At 71.4% G+C, this 14,858-nt stretch carries 17 protein-coding genes and 1 pseudogene; 7 read left to right on the forward strand and 11 right to left on the reverse strand.

Features of this window, described 5'->3' with window-relative positions; all coding sequences use genetic code 11:
• Position 1 precedes the first annotated feature (1 nt).
• Entirely contained in the window at positions 2-658 is a 657-nt protein-coding gene (locus K4G64_RS02410; RefSeq protein WP_221754349.1) for a bifunctional 2-polyprenyl-6-hydroxyphenol methylase/3-demethylubiquinol 3-O-methyltransferase UbiG, read from the reverse strand.
• A gap of 136 nt (positions 659-794) precedes the next feature.
• Here K4G64_RS02410 and K4G64_RS02415 point away from each other — a divergent pair, with 136 nt between their 5' ends.
• The gene (locus K4G64_RS02415; RefSeq protein WP_221754350.1) at positions 795-1,496 is read left to right on the forward strand and encodes a phosphatase PAP2 family protein; all 702 of its coding nucleotides are present in this window, start codon (positions 795-797) and stop codon (positions 1,494-1,496) included.
• A 63-nt stretch (positions 1,497-1,559) separates the two neighbouring features.
• Here K4G64_RS02415 and K4G64_RS02420 read toward each other — a convergent pair whose 3' ends face one another.
• The 8 genes from K4G64_RS02420 to K4G64_RS02455 all read right to left on the reverse strand — a co-directional run bounded on the left by K4G64_RS02420 (position 1,560) and on the right by K4G64_RS02455 (position 8,666).
• Positions 1,560-2,012 (reverse strand): phospholipase, encoded by a 453-nt coding sequence (locus K4G64_RS02420; protein ID WP_221754351.1) that lies wholly within the window; start codon positions 2,010-2,012, stop codon positions 1,560-1,562.
• Between the two features lie 116 nt (positions 2,013-2,128).
• Positions 2,129-2,722 (reverse strand): hypothetical protein, encoded by a 594-nt coding sequence (locus K4G64_RS02425; protein ID WP_221754352.1) that lies wholly within the window; start codon positions 2,720-2,722, stop codon positions 2,129-2,131.
• Positions 2,723-2,727: 5 nt separating this feature from the next.
• Positions 2,728-3,588 carry a carbohydrate ABC transporter permease gene (locus tag K4G64_RS02430; protein WP_221754353.1) on the reverse strand — a complete coding sequence of 287 codons (861 nt, stop codon included), beginning with the start codon at positions 3,586-3,588 and terminating at the stop codon, positions 2,728-2,730.
• A complete protein-coding gene (locus tag K4G64_RS02435) occupies positions 3,585-4,523 on the reverse strand; it encodes a carbohydrate ABC transporter permease (protein ID WP_221754354.1) in 939 nt (312 codons plus the stop codon). Before K4G64_RS02435 ends, K4G64_RS02430 begins: the two co-directional genes overlap by 4 nt.
• Entirely contained in the window at positions 4,520-5,803 is a 1,284-nt protein-coding gene (locus K4G64_RS02440; protein ID WP_221754355.1) for an ABC transporter substrate-binding protein, read from the reverse strand. The genes K4G64_RS02435 and K4G64_RS02440 overlap by 4 nt, the downstream gene beginning before the upstream one ends.
• 60 nt (positions 5,804-5,863) lie before the next feature.
• Positions 5,864-6,628, reverse strand: a complete 765-nt coding sequence (locus K4G64_RS02445; RefSeq protein WP_221754356.1) for a cupin — start codon at positions 6,626-6,628, stop codon at positions 5,864-5,866.
• Positions 6,622-7,545, reverse strand: coding sequence for a PmoA family protein (locus K4G64_RS02450; protein ID WP_221754357.1), 924 nt, complete (start codon positions 7,543-7,545; stop codon positions 6,622-6,624). Before K4G64_RS02450 ends, K4G64_RS02445 begins: the two co-directional genes overlap by 7 nt.
• Positions 7,542-8,666, reverse strand: coding sequence for a Gfo/Idh/MocA family protein (locus K4G64_RS02455; protein ID WP_221754358.1), 1,125 nt, complete (start codon positions 8,664-8,666; stop codon positions 7,542-7,544). Before K4G64_RS02455 ends, K4G64_RS02450 begins: the two co-directional genes overlap by 4 nt.
• Before the next feature lie 376 nt (positions 8,667-9,042).
• Here K4G64_RS02455 and K4G64_RS39780 point away from each other — a divergent pair, with 376 nt between their 5' ends.
• The 3 genes and pseudogenes from K4G64_RS39780 to K4G64_RS02465 all read left to right on the forward strand — a co-directional run bounded on the left by K4G64_RS39780 (position 9,043) and on the right by K4G64_RS02465 (position 10,552).
• Entirely contained in the window at positions 9,043-9,324 is a 282-nt protein-coding gene (locus K4G64_RS39780) for a hypothetical protein (RefSeq protein ID WP_260459896.1), read from the forward strand.
• Positions 9,273-9,548, forward strand: a pseudogene (locus tag K4G64_RS39785) (alpha/beta hydrolase); the annotation flags it as partial. The gene K4G64_RS39780 and the pseudogene K4G64_RS39785, both read left to right, overlap by 52 nt.
• A 116-nt stretch (positions 9,549-9,664) precedes the next feature.
• On the forward strand, positions 9,665-10,552 hold the full coding sequence (locus K4G64_RS02465) for a DUF4436 family protein (protein ID WP_221754359.1): 888 nt from the start codon (positions 9,665-9,667) through the stop codon (positions 10,550-10,552).
• A gap of 90 nt (positions 10,553-10,642) precedes the next feature.
• Here the strand turns inward: K4G64_RS02465 and K4G64_RS02470 are convergent, their stop codons facing one another.
• Both K4G64_RS02470 and K4G64_RS02475 read right to left on the reverse strand, forming a co-directional pair.
• Positions 10,643-11,134 carry a hemerythrin domain-containing protein gene (locus K4G64_RS02470; RefSeq protein ID WP_221754360.1) on the reverse strand — a complete coding sequence of 164 codons (492 nt, stop codon included), beginning with the start codon at positions 11,132-11,134 and terminating at the stop codon, positions 10,643-10,645.
• Between the two features lie 90 nt (positions 11,135-11,224).
• Entirely contained in the window at positions 11,225-11,395 is a 171-nt protein-coding gene (locus tag K4G64_RS02475) for a DUF5670 family protein (protein WP_221754361.1), read from the reverse strand.
• 275 nt (positions 11,396-11,670) lie between these two features.
• Here K4G64_RS02475 and K4G64_RS02480 point away from each other — a divergent pair, with 275 nt between their 5' ends.
• From K4G64_RS02480 to K4G64_RS02490, 3 genes are read left to right on the forward strand one after another with little or no spacing between them, the layout of a single operon-like run.
• The gene (locus K4G64_RS02480; RefSeq protein ID WP_221754424.1) at positions 11,671-12,654 is read left to right on the forward strand and encodes a tripartite tricarboxylate transporter substrate binding protein; all 984 of its coding nucleotides are present in this window, start codon (positions 11,671-11,673) and stop codon (positions 12,652-12,654) included.
• Entirely contained in the window at positions 12,651-13,190 is a 540-nt protein-coding gene (locus K4G64_RS02485) for a tripartite tricarboxylate transporter TctB family protein (RefSeq protein WP_221754362.1), read from the forward strand. Before K4G64_RS02480 ends, K4G64_RS02485 begins: the two co-directional genes overlap by 4 nt.
• A gap of 1 nt (position 13,191) precedes the next feature.
• A complete protein-coding gene (locus K4G64_RS02490; protein WP_221754363.1) occupies positions 13,192-14,685 on the forward strand; it encodes a tripartite tricarboxylate transporter permease in 1,494 nt (497 codons plus the stop codon).
• Positions 14,686-14,858 lie beyond the last annotated feature (173 nt).

Here is a 14,858-nt window from a genome sequence, read left to right on the forward strand (position 1 = left end):
ATCAGCGGCGGCGCCACACCAGCGTGTAGCGCCAGAACAGCCGGCGGCGCAGTCGCACGCCGGGGAGGACGGCCCGGGCCTCGCGCGCGATCTCGGTGAAGGTCAGCTCCGCCGGACGGGTGCGGGCCGTCATCGAGACCGGGCGCGGGGCCGTACGGCCCCGGTTCTTCAGCAACGCCATGACGATGTCGAGCGGGATCGACGCGATGGAGAGCAGGTGGTCGACGAGCGTCCGTTCCCGGGCCACTCCGACGATCACCAGAGTGCCGCCGGGGGCCAGCCGGTCGCGGAAGGTCTCGAGGGCCCGGGTGAACGGCAGATGGTGGACGACGGCGACACAGGTGATGACGTCGTACGACCGATCCCCCAACCCGGTCAGCGCGTCGGCCGCCGCGTAGGTCACCGGGGCCGCCGCGGGCGTCAGCTGCCGCGCCCGGGCCGTGATCTCCGGGTCGGCGTCGATGCCGTGCACCCGCTCCGCCCGGCCGGCCAGCAGACGGGCCAGATCGCCGGTGCCGCAGCCCACGTCCAGGGCACTGCCCACCCGCTCGGGGAGCTGCCGCAGGATCCAGCGGTGGAAACGGGCGTTGTGGTCCCAGGGGCGGGCGGCGTGGAAACGGTCCAGTGCGCGCAGGGCTCGGTGGGGCAGGAGTGACATGCGGTCAGTGTCGCGGCTCACCGGGGTGTGCGTCCGCCGTCCGGGCACCCGGGAGGTACCGGCTGGCAGGGGCGCCGAGCGTGCGTCGGGTGTGAGCCGGTACCTTGCTGGGGAAGGCCACTGCGGGGAGAAGCACATGACCGATCCGAGGACCACGAACGCGGACGCCCCCCGTCCGCTCCAGAACACCCGGGACTCCGCGGGCGGACCCGGCCGGCTCCTGAGCGCCGTGTTCCGCGATCTCAGGGCCGTGGACGGCGCCCTGTACGCGGCGGTGGCCGCCACCCCCACACCGACCCTGGACCGCACGCTGCGCCACCTGTCGCACGCGGCCGACCACTCCAAGATCTCCTTCGCCATCGCCGCCGCCCTGGCCCTGGCGGGCAAGCGGCCGCGCAAGGCCGCCCTCGCCGGTGTCGGCGCGATCGCCGTGGCCTCGGCCTCCGCCAACCTCCTCGGCAAGCGGCTGGTGCGCCGGGCGCGGCCGGACCGGGAAGCCGCCCGGGTGACGGTGGACCGGCACGTCAAGATGCCGACCTCGGCGTCGTTCCCGTCCGGGCACACGGCGTCGGCGGTCGCGTTCGCCACGGCCGTCGGCGTGGTGCTGCCCCCGGCGGCGGTTCCGCTCGGGGCACTGGCCGGCGCCGTCGGCTACTCGCGCGTCCACACGGGCGTGCACTACCCGGGCGATGTGGCGGCGGGCGCGGTCCTCGGCATCGCGAGCGCGGCAGCGGCCCTGGCGGCAGCGGCGGCCACCCCCTCGGCGCGTACGCAGGCTCTGCTCACGGCTGCGCGGTCGTGGCCGCGGATCGGCATCATGGGCGCCCTGCGCCGGTGAGCCGCGGGTCGGCCGGGCGCGGGGACCCACCCCGCCGCCCGGCGCCCTCTCGGTGACGAACCGTCAGCCGAAGGCCCGCACGGCCTGGTAGTACGTCCAGGCCGTGCTGGTGCAGGAGGTCTTCGTGCCGCCGCTGTAGGCCGCGCAGACCCTCTTGAGGTCCTCGTAGAAGGCGCTGTCGAGCCGGGGCTTGTTGGCGCTGAAGGTGCCTGCCGCCTTGTAGTTGCGGTAGCCGAAGTCGTGACGGGCGCAGGACATCGAGAAGGGGAAGCCGAAGGGGTTGTCCGGCGAGGAGGAGCAGTAGTCGGTCGACCAGTCGAAGGCGTACGCGGCCCATGCGGCCTGGTTGGCCCGGGCGGCGGCCCACGTGCTGAAGCTGGACTCGCTGGTCTGCGTCCAGTTCGCGAGCACCTGAGGCTTGTCGGCGGGAGCGGCGCTCGCGCTGGTGGCGGCGCCGATCACGGTGACGAGGGTCAGGGTCGAGGCGGCAAGACCGGTGGCCAATCTGCGGTGCATCCCACACCTCCATGAGGCTGCGGCCCGCCCATCGAGCCGCAGGTTCATGACAAGAGGATGGCCATCTCGTCCCGGTGCTCACACCTGTCGTGCGCCAATGGCTCCTGAATTTCCGGCTATCGAAGGAGAACGGCAGCGGACCTGCGTACGTCGACGGCGGTGAGCGCGAGGGCCAGTGGCCCGGGCGCGAGGAGGGCCAGCGGCAGCAGCATCCAGGCACACAGCGCGGCCGTCGCCACCGCGAGCACGACCAGGCCGCTGCCACCCACGTCCGCCACGGCGTCGCGCCCGGCCCCGCGCACCGCCGCACGCCAGTCGGTGAGCGACTCGGGTCGTCCGCAGGCTCGCAGGCCGACCAGCGCCGCGCACCCGCCGATCACCGCGGCCGCGACCGCGAACAGCGGTGCCCCCGGCAACCCGGCCCGGGCCAGCGCCAGGTCGGCGGCGAGCAGCAGCAGGCCCGCGAGGGCCCCGGCCCCCGCCACCAGGTCACCCGCGCGCAACCGCCGCCGCAGCAGGGCGAAATACCGCCCTGCCGTGGCGGGTTGGTCCCGCCCCGCGCCGCGCAGCACCGCACACGCCGTCGACAGGGCGGCCGGGACGGTGACGAGGGGCAGGCAGGCCGCCGCGGTGACGAGTCCGACGCTCAGCACGTCGGCGAACAGGGTCAGGCGCGGGCCGAACACCTCACCCGCCTCGGGTGTGCGCATCCCGCTCACCCCTTGACTCCGGAGCTGGCCATGCCCTCCACCAGGAACCGCTGGAAGGCGAGGAAGAACAGCACGATCGGCAGCAGCGCGATCACCGACAGGGCGAACATTGGGCCGAACGCGGAGGTGCTGGAGGCGTCCACGAAGGAGCGCAGCGCCAGGGTGAGGGTGAACTTGTCCGGGTCGAAGAGGTAGATGAGCTGGGTGAAGAAGTCGTTCCAGGTCCAGATGAACGTAAAGATGGCGGTGGTGATCAGGGCCGGCCGGGTGAGCGGCAGTACGACCTGGAAGAAGCTGCGAAAGGGTCCGCAGCCGTCGATCCGGGCCGCCTCCTCCAGCTCGCGCGGCAGGCCGCGCATGAACTGCACGACGAGGAAGACGAAGAACGCCTCGGTGGCGAGGAACTTCGGCAGGATCAGCGGCCAGTAGGTGTTCACCAGGCCGAGCTGGTTGAAGATGATGTACTGCGGGATCAGGACCGCGTGGTGCGGCAGCATGATCGTGGCGATCATGAAAGCGAACAGCGGCCCCTGGAACCGGAACCGCAGCCGCGCGAAGGCGTAGGCGGCGAGCGAGCAGCTGATGACGTTGCCGAGGACCGCGCCGCCCGCGATCAGCAGGGAGTTGCCGAGCAGCCGCCAGATGGAGACGTCGTTGACGCCGTTCAGGGCGGTTGTGTAGTTGGACCACTCCAGGTGGCCGGGCAGCAGGTCGAGGCTCGCGATGACCTCGTCGGCGGGTTTGAGCGAGGTGGCCAGCAGCCAGGCCAGGGGGTACAGCATGACCAGCAGGGCGAGCAGGCAGCCCATGTGCAGGAAGACGCGTCCCCACCGAACGGGCTTGTGGGCAACAGTCGTTGAGGTCACCGGTCCCCCTCGGAGGCGTAGAAGACCCAGGAGCGCGAGGTGCGGAACAGCACCGCCGTGACGATGCCGATCACGAGGAGAAGCACCCAGGCCATGGCGGAGGCGTAGCCCATGTGGGAGGCGACGAAGCCGCGGTCGTAGAGGTACATGGTGTAGACGAGGGTCGAGTCGGCCGGTCCGCCCTTGCCCGCGCTGACCGCGAAGGCTGGGGTGAACACCTGGAAGGCCTGGATGGTCTGGAGGACCAGGTTGAAGAACAGCACCGGGGAGAGCATCGGCACGGTGACGGACAGGAACTGCCGCCCCTTCCCGGCCCCGTCGACCGCCGCGGCCTCGTAGAGCTCGGCGGGTATCTGCTGCAGCCCGGCGAGGAAGATGACCATCGGGGCGCCGAACTGCCACACCGTCAGCAGGGCGACGGCCGGCAGCGCCCAGCCGGGCTTGTTGACCCAGCCACCGGTGCCGAGCAGGTTGTCGATCGTACCGCCGTCGTTGAAGACCGCCCGCCAGACGAGCGCGATGGACATCGACGCACCCAGCAGGGACGGCGCGTAGAACGCGGAGCGGTAGAAGCCCTTGCCGCGTTTCATGCCCTTCAGGGCGAGGGCGACGACGAGGGCGAGGGCGAGTTGCAGGGGCACGGCGATGACGACGTACGTCAGGGTCGTCACGACCGAGCGCCAGTAGCGCGGGTCCTCGGTGAACATCTGCGCGTAGTTGCGCAGGCCCACCCACTGCGGCGGGTTGAACAGGTCGTAGTCGGTGAACGACAGGTACAGCGACACGGCCATCGGCAGCAGGGTCAGGACGATCGCGCCGAGCACCCAGGGCGAGAGGAACACCCAGGCGGCGCCCTCGCGTTCGCGCTCGGGGCGGCGCTTCGGGGCCGCGGCGGGGGCACGCCTCGCCTCCGAGGGAATCGCGGTGGTGGTCATGACCTCAGCTCCGCCTTCGCCTCGGTGACGTAGTTCTCGGCCGCTTCGCGGGGCGACATGCGCGCGTAGGACACCTGGTCGTAGTCGCGCTGGAAGGTGCTCTGCAGGGCGTTGTCGCCCGAGGGCGGCGCCTGGGGCGGGTCCTTGAGCTTGCCTTCCAGGGATGCCTGGTAGTCGGCGATGGTCTTGTCGAAGTCCTTGAGCCGCGGGCCGATCTCATCCCGGATGCTCTCGTTGACGGGGATGCCGCGGCTCGCGCCGAGGATCTTCGCGGCCTCGGGGTCGTTGATCATGAAGTCGACGAGCCGGGCCGCCTCCTTCGGGTGCCCGGTGTCGGCCGAGACGCCCAGGAACATGGAGGGCTTGAAGTACTGGCCGGGTGTGCCGTCCTCGCCGGACGGCATCGGGGCGAGCGCGACGCCGGTGGGGATCAGCGCGAGGAAACCGCTGGCCGGGGCGTCCCAGTTGGCGTCTGTGACGGACGTGCCGCGCCCCAGCGGGGTGTTCTCCACGGATCCGTCGAGCTGGGTGGTCTGCTCGGCGGGTGAGACGGCGCCCTCGCGGCGGAGCTTGTCGGTGAAGGTCCACCAGCGGGTGAGGTCGGCGACGCCGAAGCCGAGCCCGCCGTCCTTCGTGTAGAGGGCCTTGCCCTGGCCACGCAGCCAGACCTCGAAGGCGTCCTCACTCTGGCCGGGGTCGGTCGCCCCGGGCTTGCCCGTCCTCTTCGCGAGGGCCCGCATGGTGTCGGCCCACCGGCTCCAGGTCCAGCTCTTTCCGGGCAGCGGAACGCCCGACTTCTTCCAGGTCCGGACGTCGTGGGCGACGGTCTCGGTGCCGCGCCCTTGCGGGATCGCGTACTGCACGTCGTCGACGCGGCCGGTGGCGAGCAGGCCCCGGTCGATCTCGGCGGTGCGCAGGACGGACTTCTGTTCCGCCAGGTTCAGCAGGACGCCGCCGGAGGCGTACTGGTCGATCTGGCGGTAGTCCAGCTGCATCACGTCCGGGGCATCGCCGCCGGCGGCCTGGGTGGCGAGCTTCTGCTTGTAGGCGTCGTAGCCGGAGAACGACGTCGACACGTCGACGTTCGGGTGCTGTTTCTCGAACAGCGCGACGGCCTGCTCGGTGCGTTCCGCGCGGTCGGGGTTGCCCCACCACGTGTAGCGCAGCACGACCTTGCCGCCTCCGGCGGACTCCCCGGATCCTCCGCAGCCCGCCAGCACGGCGCACAGTGCCAGTGCGGCGGCCGACGCGCAGAACCCCTTCGTCCTGTGTCCGGGCATGCCGAGGTCACTCCTCTCCTCGGAGATGGGCTGAGACCCCCCGGTCCCCCCTTGCTGCCGCTACTCCTCCTGATAGGGCAGCGTGGTGCCCGGCAGCGCGTACTCGTCGCGCCGACCGCACATGCCGAAGCCGCCGAGCCGGGTCGGGGCGGCCTGGTGGGCGGTGGCCTCGCCGAGGTGGCCGGGATCGCCGGCGGCCAGGGCGTCGAGCTGGGCGCCGGTGCGCTCCGCGGTGGCCAGGGCGCCCTCCCGCCACAACTTCCGCCAGGTGGGAACCTTGTCGCGGACGATCCGGGCGGCGGCGCTCTGGAACTCCAGGTAGGGGCCGTTGTCCCCGGCCACGAGGGCCTCGCGCAGCCCGAGGTAGCCCTCGACGGCGAGATCCCTGCGCCGCCGGGCGGCCGCGGCCGTCTCCGGTCCGGTGCCGGGCGGCAGGGCAGCGGCGGCGGCGTACTCCTCCGGGTCGGCGAGCACCTCGGGCGGGAAGGTGAACACGGCGTCCCCGGCCTCGGGAAGGCCGCTGTTCTGCATCAGCACGGTGATGCGCAGATCGCCGCCCTGCACCATGCGGTGCACGGTCCCCGGCGTGAACCAGGCGATCGAGCCGGCCTCCAGGGGGATGTCCCGGTAGCCGTCGGGGCTCAGCGTCTGGACCGCGCCCCGGCCGCCGGTGACGACGTACGCCTCCGTGCACACCAGGTGCAGGTGCGGGCTGCCGCCGCAGACGCCGTCGGCGGCCTCCCAGTCGTAGGCGCTGAGGTGGGACAGGCCGATCGCGCCGGGCAGCGGGTGCACAAGGCCCGCCGGTTTCGCCTGGCTCACCACGGCAGGCCCTCCAGGTGGGTGCCGACGCGGTCGCGGTCCCAGGCGCCGTCGGCGACGACGATGCGGTACCGGTACCCGAAGGACTCGCCCGGCGGCAGCTCGAACTCCTCGAAGAACGCCCAGGAGAACGCGACCGTCGGGAAGGGCTCGGAGCGGACGAACCAGTGCGACTCGTGGATCGGGGACGCCCCGTCGAGGTTCTCGGGCGCGTGCGCGAAGACCAGGGTGGAGTGGCCGTCGACGTCGTCGTGCTCGGTGGTGAAGGCGAGCCAGGGGCCCTGGGTGCCCATCAGCTTGCCCGCGTCGGCGTCGGTGTCCGGGGCGAAGACCGTGCCGCCGGTGAAGTCGCGCGGGCCGCGCCACTGGAGCCCGGTGTAGCCGGCCATGTCACGGCCCGCGGTGGTCGGGGAGCCGAAGACCAGGGGTGCGGAACGGGTGTTGGTGAGGCGGATCGACCAGTCCAGGGCCCAGGAACCGGCCTCCTCGTCCACCGAGTGAACCGTCAGGCCGCGCACCTCGCGCGCCCACTCCTCGCCGCCGTTCTCGATCCAGGTGAGGTTCTCGGTGAAGGCGAGGCGGTCGTCCTCGACGGTGAAGTCGGCGAAGCCGTCGTGCCGCATCGAGCCGACGCGCTCGGGCAGGGGGAGGTAGCCCTGGCCGTGGACGTAGCAGTTGCCGCCCCAGAAGTTCTGACCGGACAGGTGGCTGGCGGTCATCTGCAGGCCCTTGTGCCAGCGGTGGTCGTTCGGGCGGTAGCCGGTGACCGTGCGGCCGGAGAGGGTGCGCACGGGGTGGGCGTAGGGCTTGCGGGACTCGAAGGGGTCCGGGTCGGGGCGGTAGACGTAGCGGAGGATCTCCGTGCCGCCTGCGGTGACGGCGATGTCCTCGCCGTGCGTGTGGGTGACGCGGATGGTCATGCGCGCTCCTTGGGTGCCCAGTCGGGGTGCTCGCCGTGCATGGCCTCGTAGAACGGGTCGCCTGGGCCGATCTCCCCCGCGCGCACCGAGCGGCCGGTGAACGCCGCCTTGTACAGGGCGGCGGCGAACTCCAGGGTGGCGCGGGCGTCTTGGCCGCTGCCCGGGGGCCGGGTGCCGGTGTCGTAGGCGTCGAGGAGTGCGCCCAGCTGCGCGGTGTGCGAGCTGGGCACGTCGGCCGAGGGGGTGCGCCAGGCGGTGGCGCGCTCGGAGGTGACGTGCGGGGCCGGGGTGTAGGCCCAGCTGTCGTTGCCGTGGCCGTACAGGTGCGTGAGCTCGACGGTGGCGTCCACGCAGTCGATGCGGATGCGGCTCACCTCGTCCGGGGAGAGCACGCTGTTGACGACGGTGGCGAGGGCGCCGCTCCTGAACCGCACCAGGGCGGTGGAGACGTCCTCGCTCTCGGTGTCGTGGACCAGGCGCGCGGCCATCGCGCTGATCTCGTCCCACGCGCCGAGCAGGTGCAGCATCAGGTCGTACTGGTGGATGCCGTGGCCCATGGTGGGGCCGCCGCCCTCGCCGGCCCACTTCCCGCGCCACGGCACCGCGTAGTAGGCGGCGTCCCGGTGCCAGGTGGTCTGGCAGTGCGCGACCAGCGGGGCGCCCAGCTCGCCGCTCGTGATCAGCTCGCGGGCGTGCACGGCCCCGGATCCGTAGCGGTGCTGGAAGACGACCGCCGCGTACGCTCCGGAGGCCTCCTCGGCGGCGGCGATCTCGTCGTACTCGGCGAGCGACAGGGTCAGCGGCTTCTCGCACAGCACCCAGGCGCCCGCCTTCAGCGCGGCCACCGTCTGGTCCCGGTGCCGGGAGGGCGGGGTCCCGATCAGAACCAGGTCGGGGCGTACGGCGTCCAGCATCGCGTCCACCGAGGTGAACCCGGCGACCTGCGCGCCGGCCGGCTCGCGGAAGGCGTCGAGGCGCTCCTGGTCCACGTCGACGGCGGCCACCAGTTCCACCCGGTCGGCGTGGGCCCACAACGCGGGCAGATGACTGCCGCTGACGATGGCGCCGGTGCCGACGACGGCCACGCGGCGGCGGGCGGGAGACCCTGGGGTCACGGACATGCGGCGCTCCTCGGACAACCGGCGGACACGCGCTCGGAAAGCGCTTGCACTCGGAAGGGACCCTAGGGGCGAGGGAATGTCTGGACAACCCCCCTGCAGCGACCTGCACAAGGTCTGCCGGGCATTGTCCCAGCCTGGGGCAGAGATTCGGGTTGTTGTCCCTGCCATGGAAACGGCGTTCCCCCGCTTCCACGCTGGGGGTGGCCCCACCACGAAGTTGCTGTCAGCCGGAGTGATCGGCCCGCGAGACGTCCCTACCGTTCTGTCGCACCACACCCCCCTCGGGCATGCCCCTGCCAACCCCGCGGGGAACATCGGCGCCAGAGAGGACACCCCCGTGTCATCCCGTTCCCCGGGAACCACGAGACGAGCGGTCTTGGCCCTGACGGCCGCCGCCCTCGCCTTCACCGCACCGCCCGCCACGGCCGAGGCGGCATCGGACCCCCTCGCCCGCTATCACCGGCAGCACCTCACCTGGAAGAGCTGCCTGCTCGGGCCGGACGATCCGACCGGCAAGGAACTGCAGCAGGCGGGCGCCCGCTGCGCCGACGTGACCGTACCGCTGGACTACTCCGACCCCCGCGGCCGGACGATCACCGTCTCCGGCCGCGCGAGCGCCCGACCAGGATCCGGAGTGACCTGCCGGCCCTGCTGGTGAACGCCACCGGAGACCCGCGCACGTACTACGACGGCGCCAAGGCCGTCCGCGAGGGATGGCCCTCCTCGCGCCTGGTCACCCTGGAGGGCGCCGACCAGCACGCGGTGTACGGCGTCTACGGTTCGGCGTGTGTCGACGACGCGGTCAACGACTACCTCACGACGGGGCGCCTGCCGGCCCGGGACCTCGACTGCGCGGCGCGCGAGGAGCGGCACAGCCCTTGAGCCGCCGCCTCCGTGAAGTCGCCGCAGGCAGCACTTACAGTGGCTGCCTGTGATCGGAGGGTGACTCCCCGCCGGGCGGGACGAGCCCGTCGCCCTGCCACCTCATCGGAGTCGCCATGGCCCCGTCCACGCACGCTCCCCGCCCACGCCGCTCGGGGCCGTCCGTCCTGCTGGTCCTGATCCCTCTGGCGGTCCTGATCCTGGTGGCGGTGTCCGTGGGGTCATGGTTGCAGTACACCGAGCGGCAGGCGAAGGACACGGTGCACACGGTCGGATCCCGGGCCGTCGACCGGGTGGACGTGGAGGCCACTGTCCAGAGCGTCGACGCCACGGCCGGGGAACTCGTCCTGCGGGTCAGGGCCAGCCCGCGCGGGGCCCTCGGCGAGGAGAAGGGGACCGCCCCGGTGGCCGACCTCAGCCTCCGGACGTCGGGGGCGACCCTCGACGACCTGGCGTTCGAGGCGCACGAGCGGATCGCGCCCCAGGACGTGCGGGTCGCGATCACGGGGGGATCGATCAGCGACTACCCGTTCGACACCTACGACACCGACATCGAGTTCTGGGCCGTACTGGGCGGCGACCCGGTGCCGGTGCGGATGCTCCTCTCCAACGCCGACACGCTCTTCTCCGTCTCGGTGACGCCCCCGCCCTCCGGGCAGGAGGCCGTCGTGGCGCTGAAGCTGTCCCGGTCGGGCAGCCTGCTCACCTTCGCGGTCTTCATGATGGTCGCGATGTGGGCGCTGGCCTCGTCCGTGCTCCTCGGGGCCTGGTACCTGACGACCCGCCGACAGGGCCTGGTCTGGCCCGCCCTCGCCTGGATGGCCGCCACGCTGTTCGCTCTCGCGGCGTTCCGCAACACCGCCCCCGGCACTCCCCCGATCGGCTGCGTGATGGACTGGTTCGCCTTCTTCTGGGCCGAGGCGGTCATCGCCCTGTGCCTGATCGTCGTGGTCACCTTCGGCATCCGGACCGCCCTGCGCGCGGCGGACACGCAACACGCCTGAGGTCCCTCGTCCGGAAGCGCGCCCGGGACAGCGAACGGCCCCGGTGGTCACCGCCCATCTGCGGTGACCACCGGGGCCGGCCCGGTCGAGTCAGGACTCGACGAGCTTGCGTACGTTCTCCACGGAACCGCACCCGGCCTTCAACTGACGCTCACGCTCCCGCAGGAACGCCAGGCCGAGCTCCTCGCGGCGCTCCATCGCCACGTTCTCCCGAGCGCCGTTGAGGATGGTGCGTTCCTCCTCGTCGGCGTGGTGGGTGACGGCCTCCACCAGCTCCTCGAGCTTCGAGTCCCACTCGTCGGAGCCGACCTCCTCGACCTCTAGGAGCTCCAGGAGGGCCTCGTTGCCCTCGTCGTGCTCGTGCTCGCCGTGCTCGACCTCTTCGTCGTCGATGTTCTTGTACCGCTTGAGCGCGGGGTAGACCTCGGCCTCCTCGGCCTGCGCATGCGCGATCAGCAGGTCGGCGAACTCCCGCAGCGCACCCGCCCGGTCGTCCTCGACGCTCCGCATGCGGCGGAAGAGGTCCTCCATGCGCCGGTGGTCCTGAAGGATGAGTTCTACGACGTCTTTTGTGTCGGCCATGGAAATGGAACGCCTTTCCCAGGAGAGAATCGGGTCATTTTTCGTTTACCCCATTCCTGATGTTTTGCTCGCCGCAGGGTGTCCGCCGGTCTACCAGCGATACCAGCGGCCCTTACGGCCGCCGCTGTCCGCGCTGCGGAGCACGAAGCCCAGCAGCCACAGCACCAGCACGATCACCGCGATCCACCACAGGGCCTTGAGCGCGAAACCCGCGCCGAACAGGACCAGGGCCAGCAGCAGGACGAGAAGCAGGGGAACCATAGTTATCAACCTCCGCTCGTCCTGATGCCCTGCCCATCGACGAACACACAGTCGAATTTCCGGGTTTCTTCACAAGATTCACGGGAACCTGGATCGCTTTTACCGGACGGGGACGACGAACCCGGCCGTCACCCCGGTGACCGCAAAGACCAGAACCTCCGTTGGTTCCGCAAGGCAGACAGTGCGGCGGAGCCCGGGCACCATGTGGCCCACGTCACCCTCCCTCACAGGGCCTTTACCTACCCGCATCGACGTACCGACAGGTGGTGGCATTCGTGCGCCTGCGCACCCCCCTCGCCCTGCTCGGGGCCGCCGTGCTCGTGCTCGTCGGACCACCGCTGCTGACCACCGGCAGCGGCTCCGAGACCGGCACACAGATCCCGGGCCTGCGTTTCATGGTCCCCAACACGCCGGGCGGCGGCTACGACATCACGGCCCGCACGGCCGCGAAGAACGCCGAGGACGCCGGACTCACCCACAACATCGAGGTCTTCAACCTGCCCGGCGCCGGCGGCACGGTGGGCTTGAGCCGGCTGGTGAGCGAGCACGGCAACGGCAAGCTCGCCATGTCCATGGGCCTCGGGGTCGTGGGCGCCGTCCGCTCCAACGACGCGCCGAAGACGCTCGGGGACACCACGCCGATCGCCCGGCTCACCGAGGAGCAGGACGTGGTGGTCGTGGCGAAGGACTCGCCGTACAAGACGATCGACGACCTGATCGGCGCCTGGAAGGAGAACCCGGGCAAGCTCCCCGTGGGCGGCGGCTCCTCGCCCGGCGGACCCGACCACCTCGCGCCGATGCTGATGGCCCGGGCCGCCGGGATCCCCCCGAAGCAGGTCAACTACATCCCCTTCGACGGCGGCGGCGAACTGCTCGCCTCGATCCTCGGCAACAAGGTCGCCTTCGGTGTCTCCGGGGTCGGCGAGTACCTGGACCAGATCAAGGCGGGCGAGCTGCGCCTCCTCGCGGTGACCGGCCCGGAACGCGTCGAGGGCCTGGACGCGCCGACGCTGAAGGAGGCGGGTTACGACGTGAACTTCACCAACTGGCGCGGTGTCGTCGCCCCGCCGGGCCTGAACGACGGGGAGCGCGAGAAGCTCGTGAAGCTGATCGAGAAACTCCACGACTCGCAGGAGTGGCGCACGTCCCTGCGGCAGAACGGCTGGGACGACGCCTTCCTCACCGGCGACGAGTTCGGCGCGTTCCTCGACGCCGAGGACAAGCGCGTGGTTTCGGTGCTCAAGGAGCTGGGACTGTGACGACTCAGACCGACATCCCCGCCGCCGAGACCGGCGGTGAACAGCGCTCCTGGCTGCGCGAGCACTCCGAACTCGGCGTCTGCGCCCTGCTGCTGGCCCTGGGCGTCCTCGTCCTGACCGACGCGCTCACCATGGACGTCGACATCGCCCAGCGTGGCCCGGTCGGCCCGAAGACCGTGCCGATCGTGGTCGGCGCCGGCCTGCTGGTCATCGCCGCGCTGCTCGCCGGGGACGTGCTGCGCGGCGGCCGGGGCCAGGCCGAGGGCGGCGAGGACATCGACCTGTCCGAGCCCGCCGACTGGCGCACGGTACTGCTGCTCGCCGGGGTGTTCCTCGGCGCCGCCGTCCTGATCGAGCCGCTCGGCTTCCCCGTCGCGGGCGCGCTGCTGTTCTGGGGCGCCGCGTTCGCGCTCGGCAGCCGCAGGATCGACCGCGATCCGCTCATCGCGGCCGGGCTGTCCCTGGTCACCTACGCCGTCTTCAACAACCTGCTCGGAGTGCCCCTGCCCGGTGGTCCGCTGATGGGAGTGCTGTGACATGAACGCCCTCAACTCCCTTCTGGACGGCTTCGGTACGGCCCTCACGCCGATCAATCTCCTGTGGGCCGTGATCGGTGTGCTGCTCGGCACGGCGATCGGTGTGCTGCCCGGCATCGGCCCGGCGATGGCGGTGGCGCTGCTGCTTCCGGTGACGTACGGGCTCGACCCGATCGGCGCGTTCATCATGTTCGCCGGCATCTACTACGGCGCGATGTTCGGCGGCTCGACCACCTCCATCCTGCTCAACACACCCGGTGAGAGCGCGGCGGTGGTGGCGGCCATGGAGGGCAACCCCATGGCCAAGTCCGGGCGTGGCGCCCAGGCCCTCGCGGCGGCCGCCGTCGGGCACTTCGCGGGCGGTCTGATCGGCACGTTGCTCCTGGTGGCGCTCGCGCCGACGGTCGCGAAACTGGCCGTGGACATCGGCGCCCCGGACTACTTCGCCATCATGGTGCTGGCGTTCATCGCGGTGACCTCGGTGCTGGGCTCGTCCCGTATCCGGGGCCTCGCCTCCCTGCTGATCGGCCTCACCCTGGGGCTGGTGGGCCTGGACCAGATGACCGGCCAGCAGCGCCTGACGTTCGGTTCGCTCCAACTCGCCGACGGCATCGACGTGGTGATCGTCGCGGTCGGGCTCTTCGCGATCGGCGAGGCTCTGTGGGTGGCGGCCCATCTGCGGCGCAGGCCGCCGGAGCCGATCCCGGTGGGGCGTCCGTGGCTGGGGCGCGGCGACGTGAACCGGACCTGGAAGTCGTGGCTGCGCGGCCCGTTCATCGGCTTCCCGTTCGGCGCGATCCCGGCCGGCGGAGCGGAGATACCCACCTTCCTGTCGTACGTGACGGAGAAGCGGCTGTCGAAGCACAAGGACGAGTGGGGCAAGGGCGCCATCGAGGGTGTGGCGGGCCCGGAGTCGGCGGCGTCGGCCTCGGCGGCGGGCACGCTGGTGTCGATGCTGACCCTGGGCCTGCCGACCACCGCTGTCGCGGCCGTGATGCTGGCCGCCTTCCAGCAGTACGGCATCCAGCCCGGTCCGCTGCTCTTCGAGCGGGAACCGGACCTGGTGTGGGGCCTGATCGCCTCCCTGTTCGTCGGCATGGTGCTGCTGCTCGCGCTGAACCTGCCGCTGGCGCCGGTGTGGGCGAAGCTGCTGCGCATCCCGCGGCCGTACCTCTACGCCGGGATCATGTTCTTCGCGGCGGTCGGCGCGTACGCGGTCGGCGGTGAGGTGATCGACCTGGTGATCCTGCTGATCATCGGTCTGATCGGCTTCGGGATGCGCCGCTACGGGCTGCCCGTGCTGCCCGCCGTGATCGGCGTGATCCTCGGCCCGAACGTCGAGCAGCAGTTGCGGCGCGCGCTGCAGATCAGCGACGGCAGTGTCACCGGTCTGGTCAACACGCCGTTCGCGGTGACCGTGTACGCGGTGATCGTGCTGCTGCTGGTGTGGCCGCTGCTGAGGAAGGCGCTGACCCGGAGCCGCGCGGCGGCCTGACCCGGTCCTCACGGCACCCGCTCCCGGGTGCCGTCCGGGAAGCGGATCTCCACCTCCCCGGTTCACGGCGACCCGCACGCGCGTTCCTGAACCTCGCGCGTGTCGGGCCGCCGTTCACGCCCGGGTCGGCGCACAGCACGACGAGGGTCACCGGGAGGTGGGTGCCGCCCGGG

The sequence above is a fragment of the Streptomyces sp. WAC04114 genome, from assembly GCF_019733245.1.
In the GTDB taxonomy this organism is placed as follows: Bacteria; Actinomycetota; Actinomycetes; order Streptomycetales; family Streptomycetaceae; genus Streptomyces; species Streptomyces massasporeus_A.

Excerpts from the sequence above, each read along its gene's own strand:
- K4G64_RS02410 (WP_221754349.1), bottom strand. The coding sequence starts at position 658 with ATGTCACTCCTGCCCCACCGAGCCCTGCGCGCACTGGACCGTTTCCAC.
- K4G64_RS02415 (WP_221754350.1), top strand. The coding sequence starts at position 795 with ATGACCGATCCGAGGACCACGAACGCGGACGCCCCCCGTCCGCTCCAG.
- K4G64_RS02420 (WP_221754351.1), bottom strand. The coding sequence starts at position 2,012 with ATGCACCGCAGATTGGCCACCGGTCTTGCCGCCTCGACCCTGACCCTC.
- K4G64_RS02425 (WP_221754352.1), bottom strand. The coding sequence starts at position 2,722 with ATGCGCACACCCGAGGCGGGTGAGGTGTTCGGCCCGCGCCTGACCCTG.
- K4G64_RS02435 (WP_221754354.1), bottom strand. The coding sequence starts at position 4,523 with ATGACCACCACCGCGATTCCCTCGGAGGCGAGGCGTGCCCCCGCCGCG.
- K4G64_RS02440 (WP_221754355.1), bottom strand. The coding sequence starts at position 5,803 with ATGCCCGGACACAGGACGAAGGGGTTCTGCGCGTCGGCCGCCGCACTG.
- K4G64_RS02450 (WP_221754357.1), bottom strand. The coding sequence starts at position 7,545 with ATGACCATCCGCGTCACCCACACGCACGGCGAGGACATCGCCGTCACC.
- K4G64_RS02455 (WP_221754358.1), bottom strand. The coding sequence starts at position 8,666 with ATGTCCGTGACCCCAGGGTCTCCCGCCCGCCGCCGCGTGGCCGTCGTC.
- K4G64_RS02465 (WP_221754359.1), top strand. The coding sequence starts at position 9,665 with ATGGCCCCGTCCACGCACGCTCCCCGCCCACGCCGCTCGGGGCCGTCC.
- K4G64_RS02470 (WP_221754360.1), bottom strand. The coding sequence starts at position 11,134 with ATGGCCGACACAAAAGACGTCGTAGAACTCATCCTTCAGGACCACCGG.
- K4G64_RS02475 (WP_221754361.1), bottom strand. The coding sequence starts at position 11,395 with ATGGTTCCCCTGCTTCTCGTCCTGCTGCTGGCCCTGGTCCTGTTCGGC.
- K4G64_RS02490 (WP_221754363.1), top strand. The coding sequence starts at position 13,192 with ATGAACGCCCTCAACTCCCTTCTGGACGGCTTCGGTACGGCCCTCACG.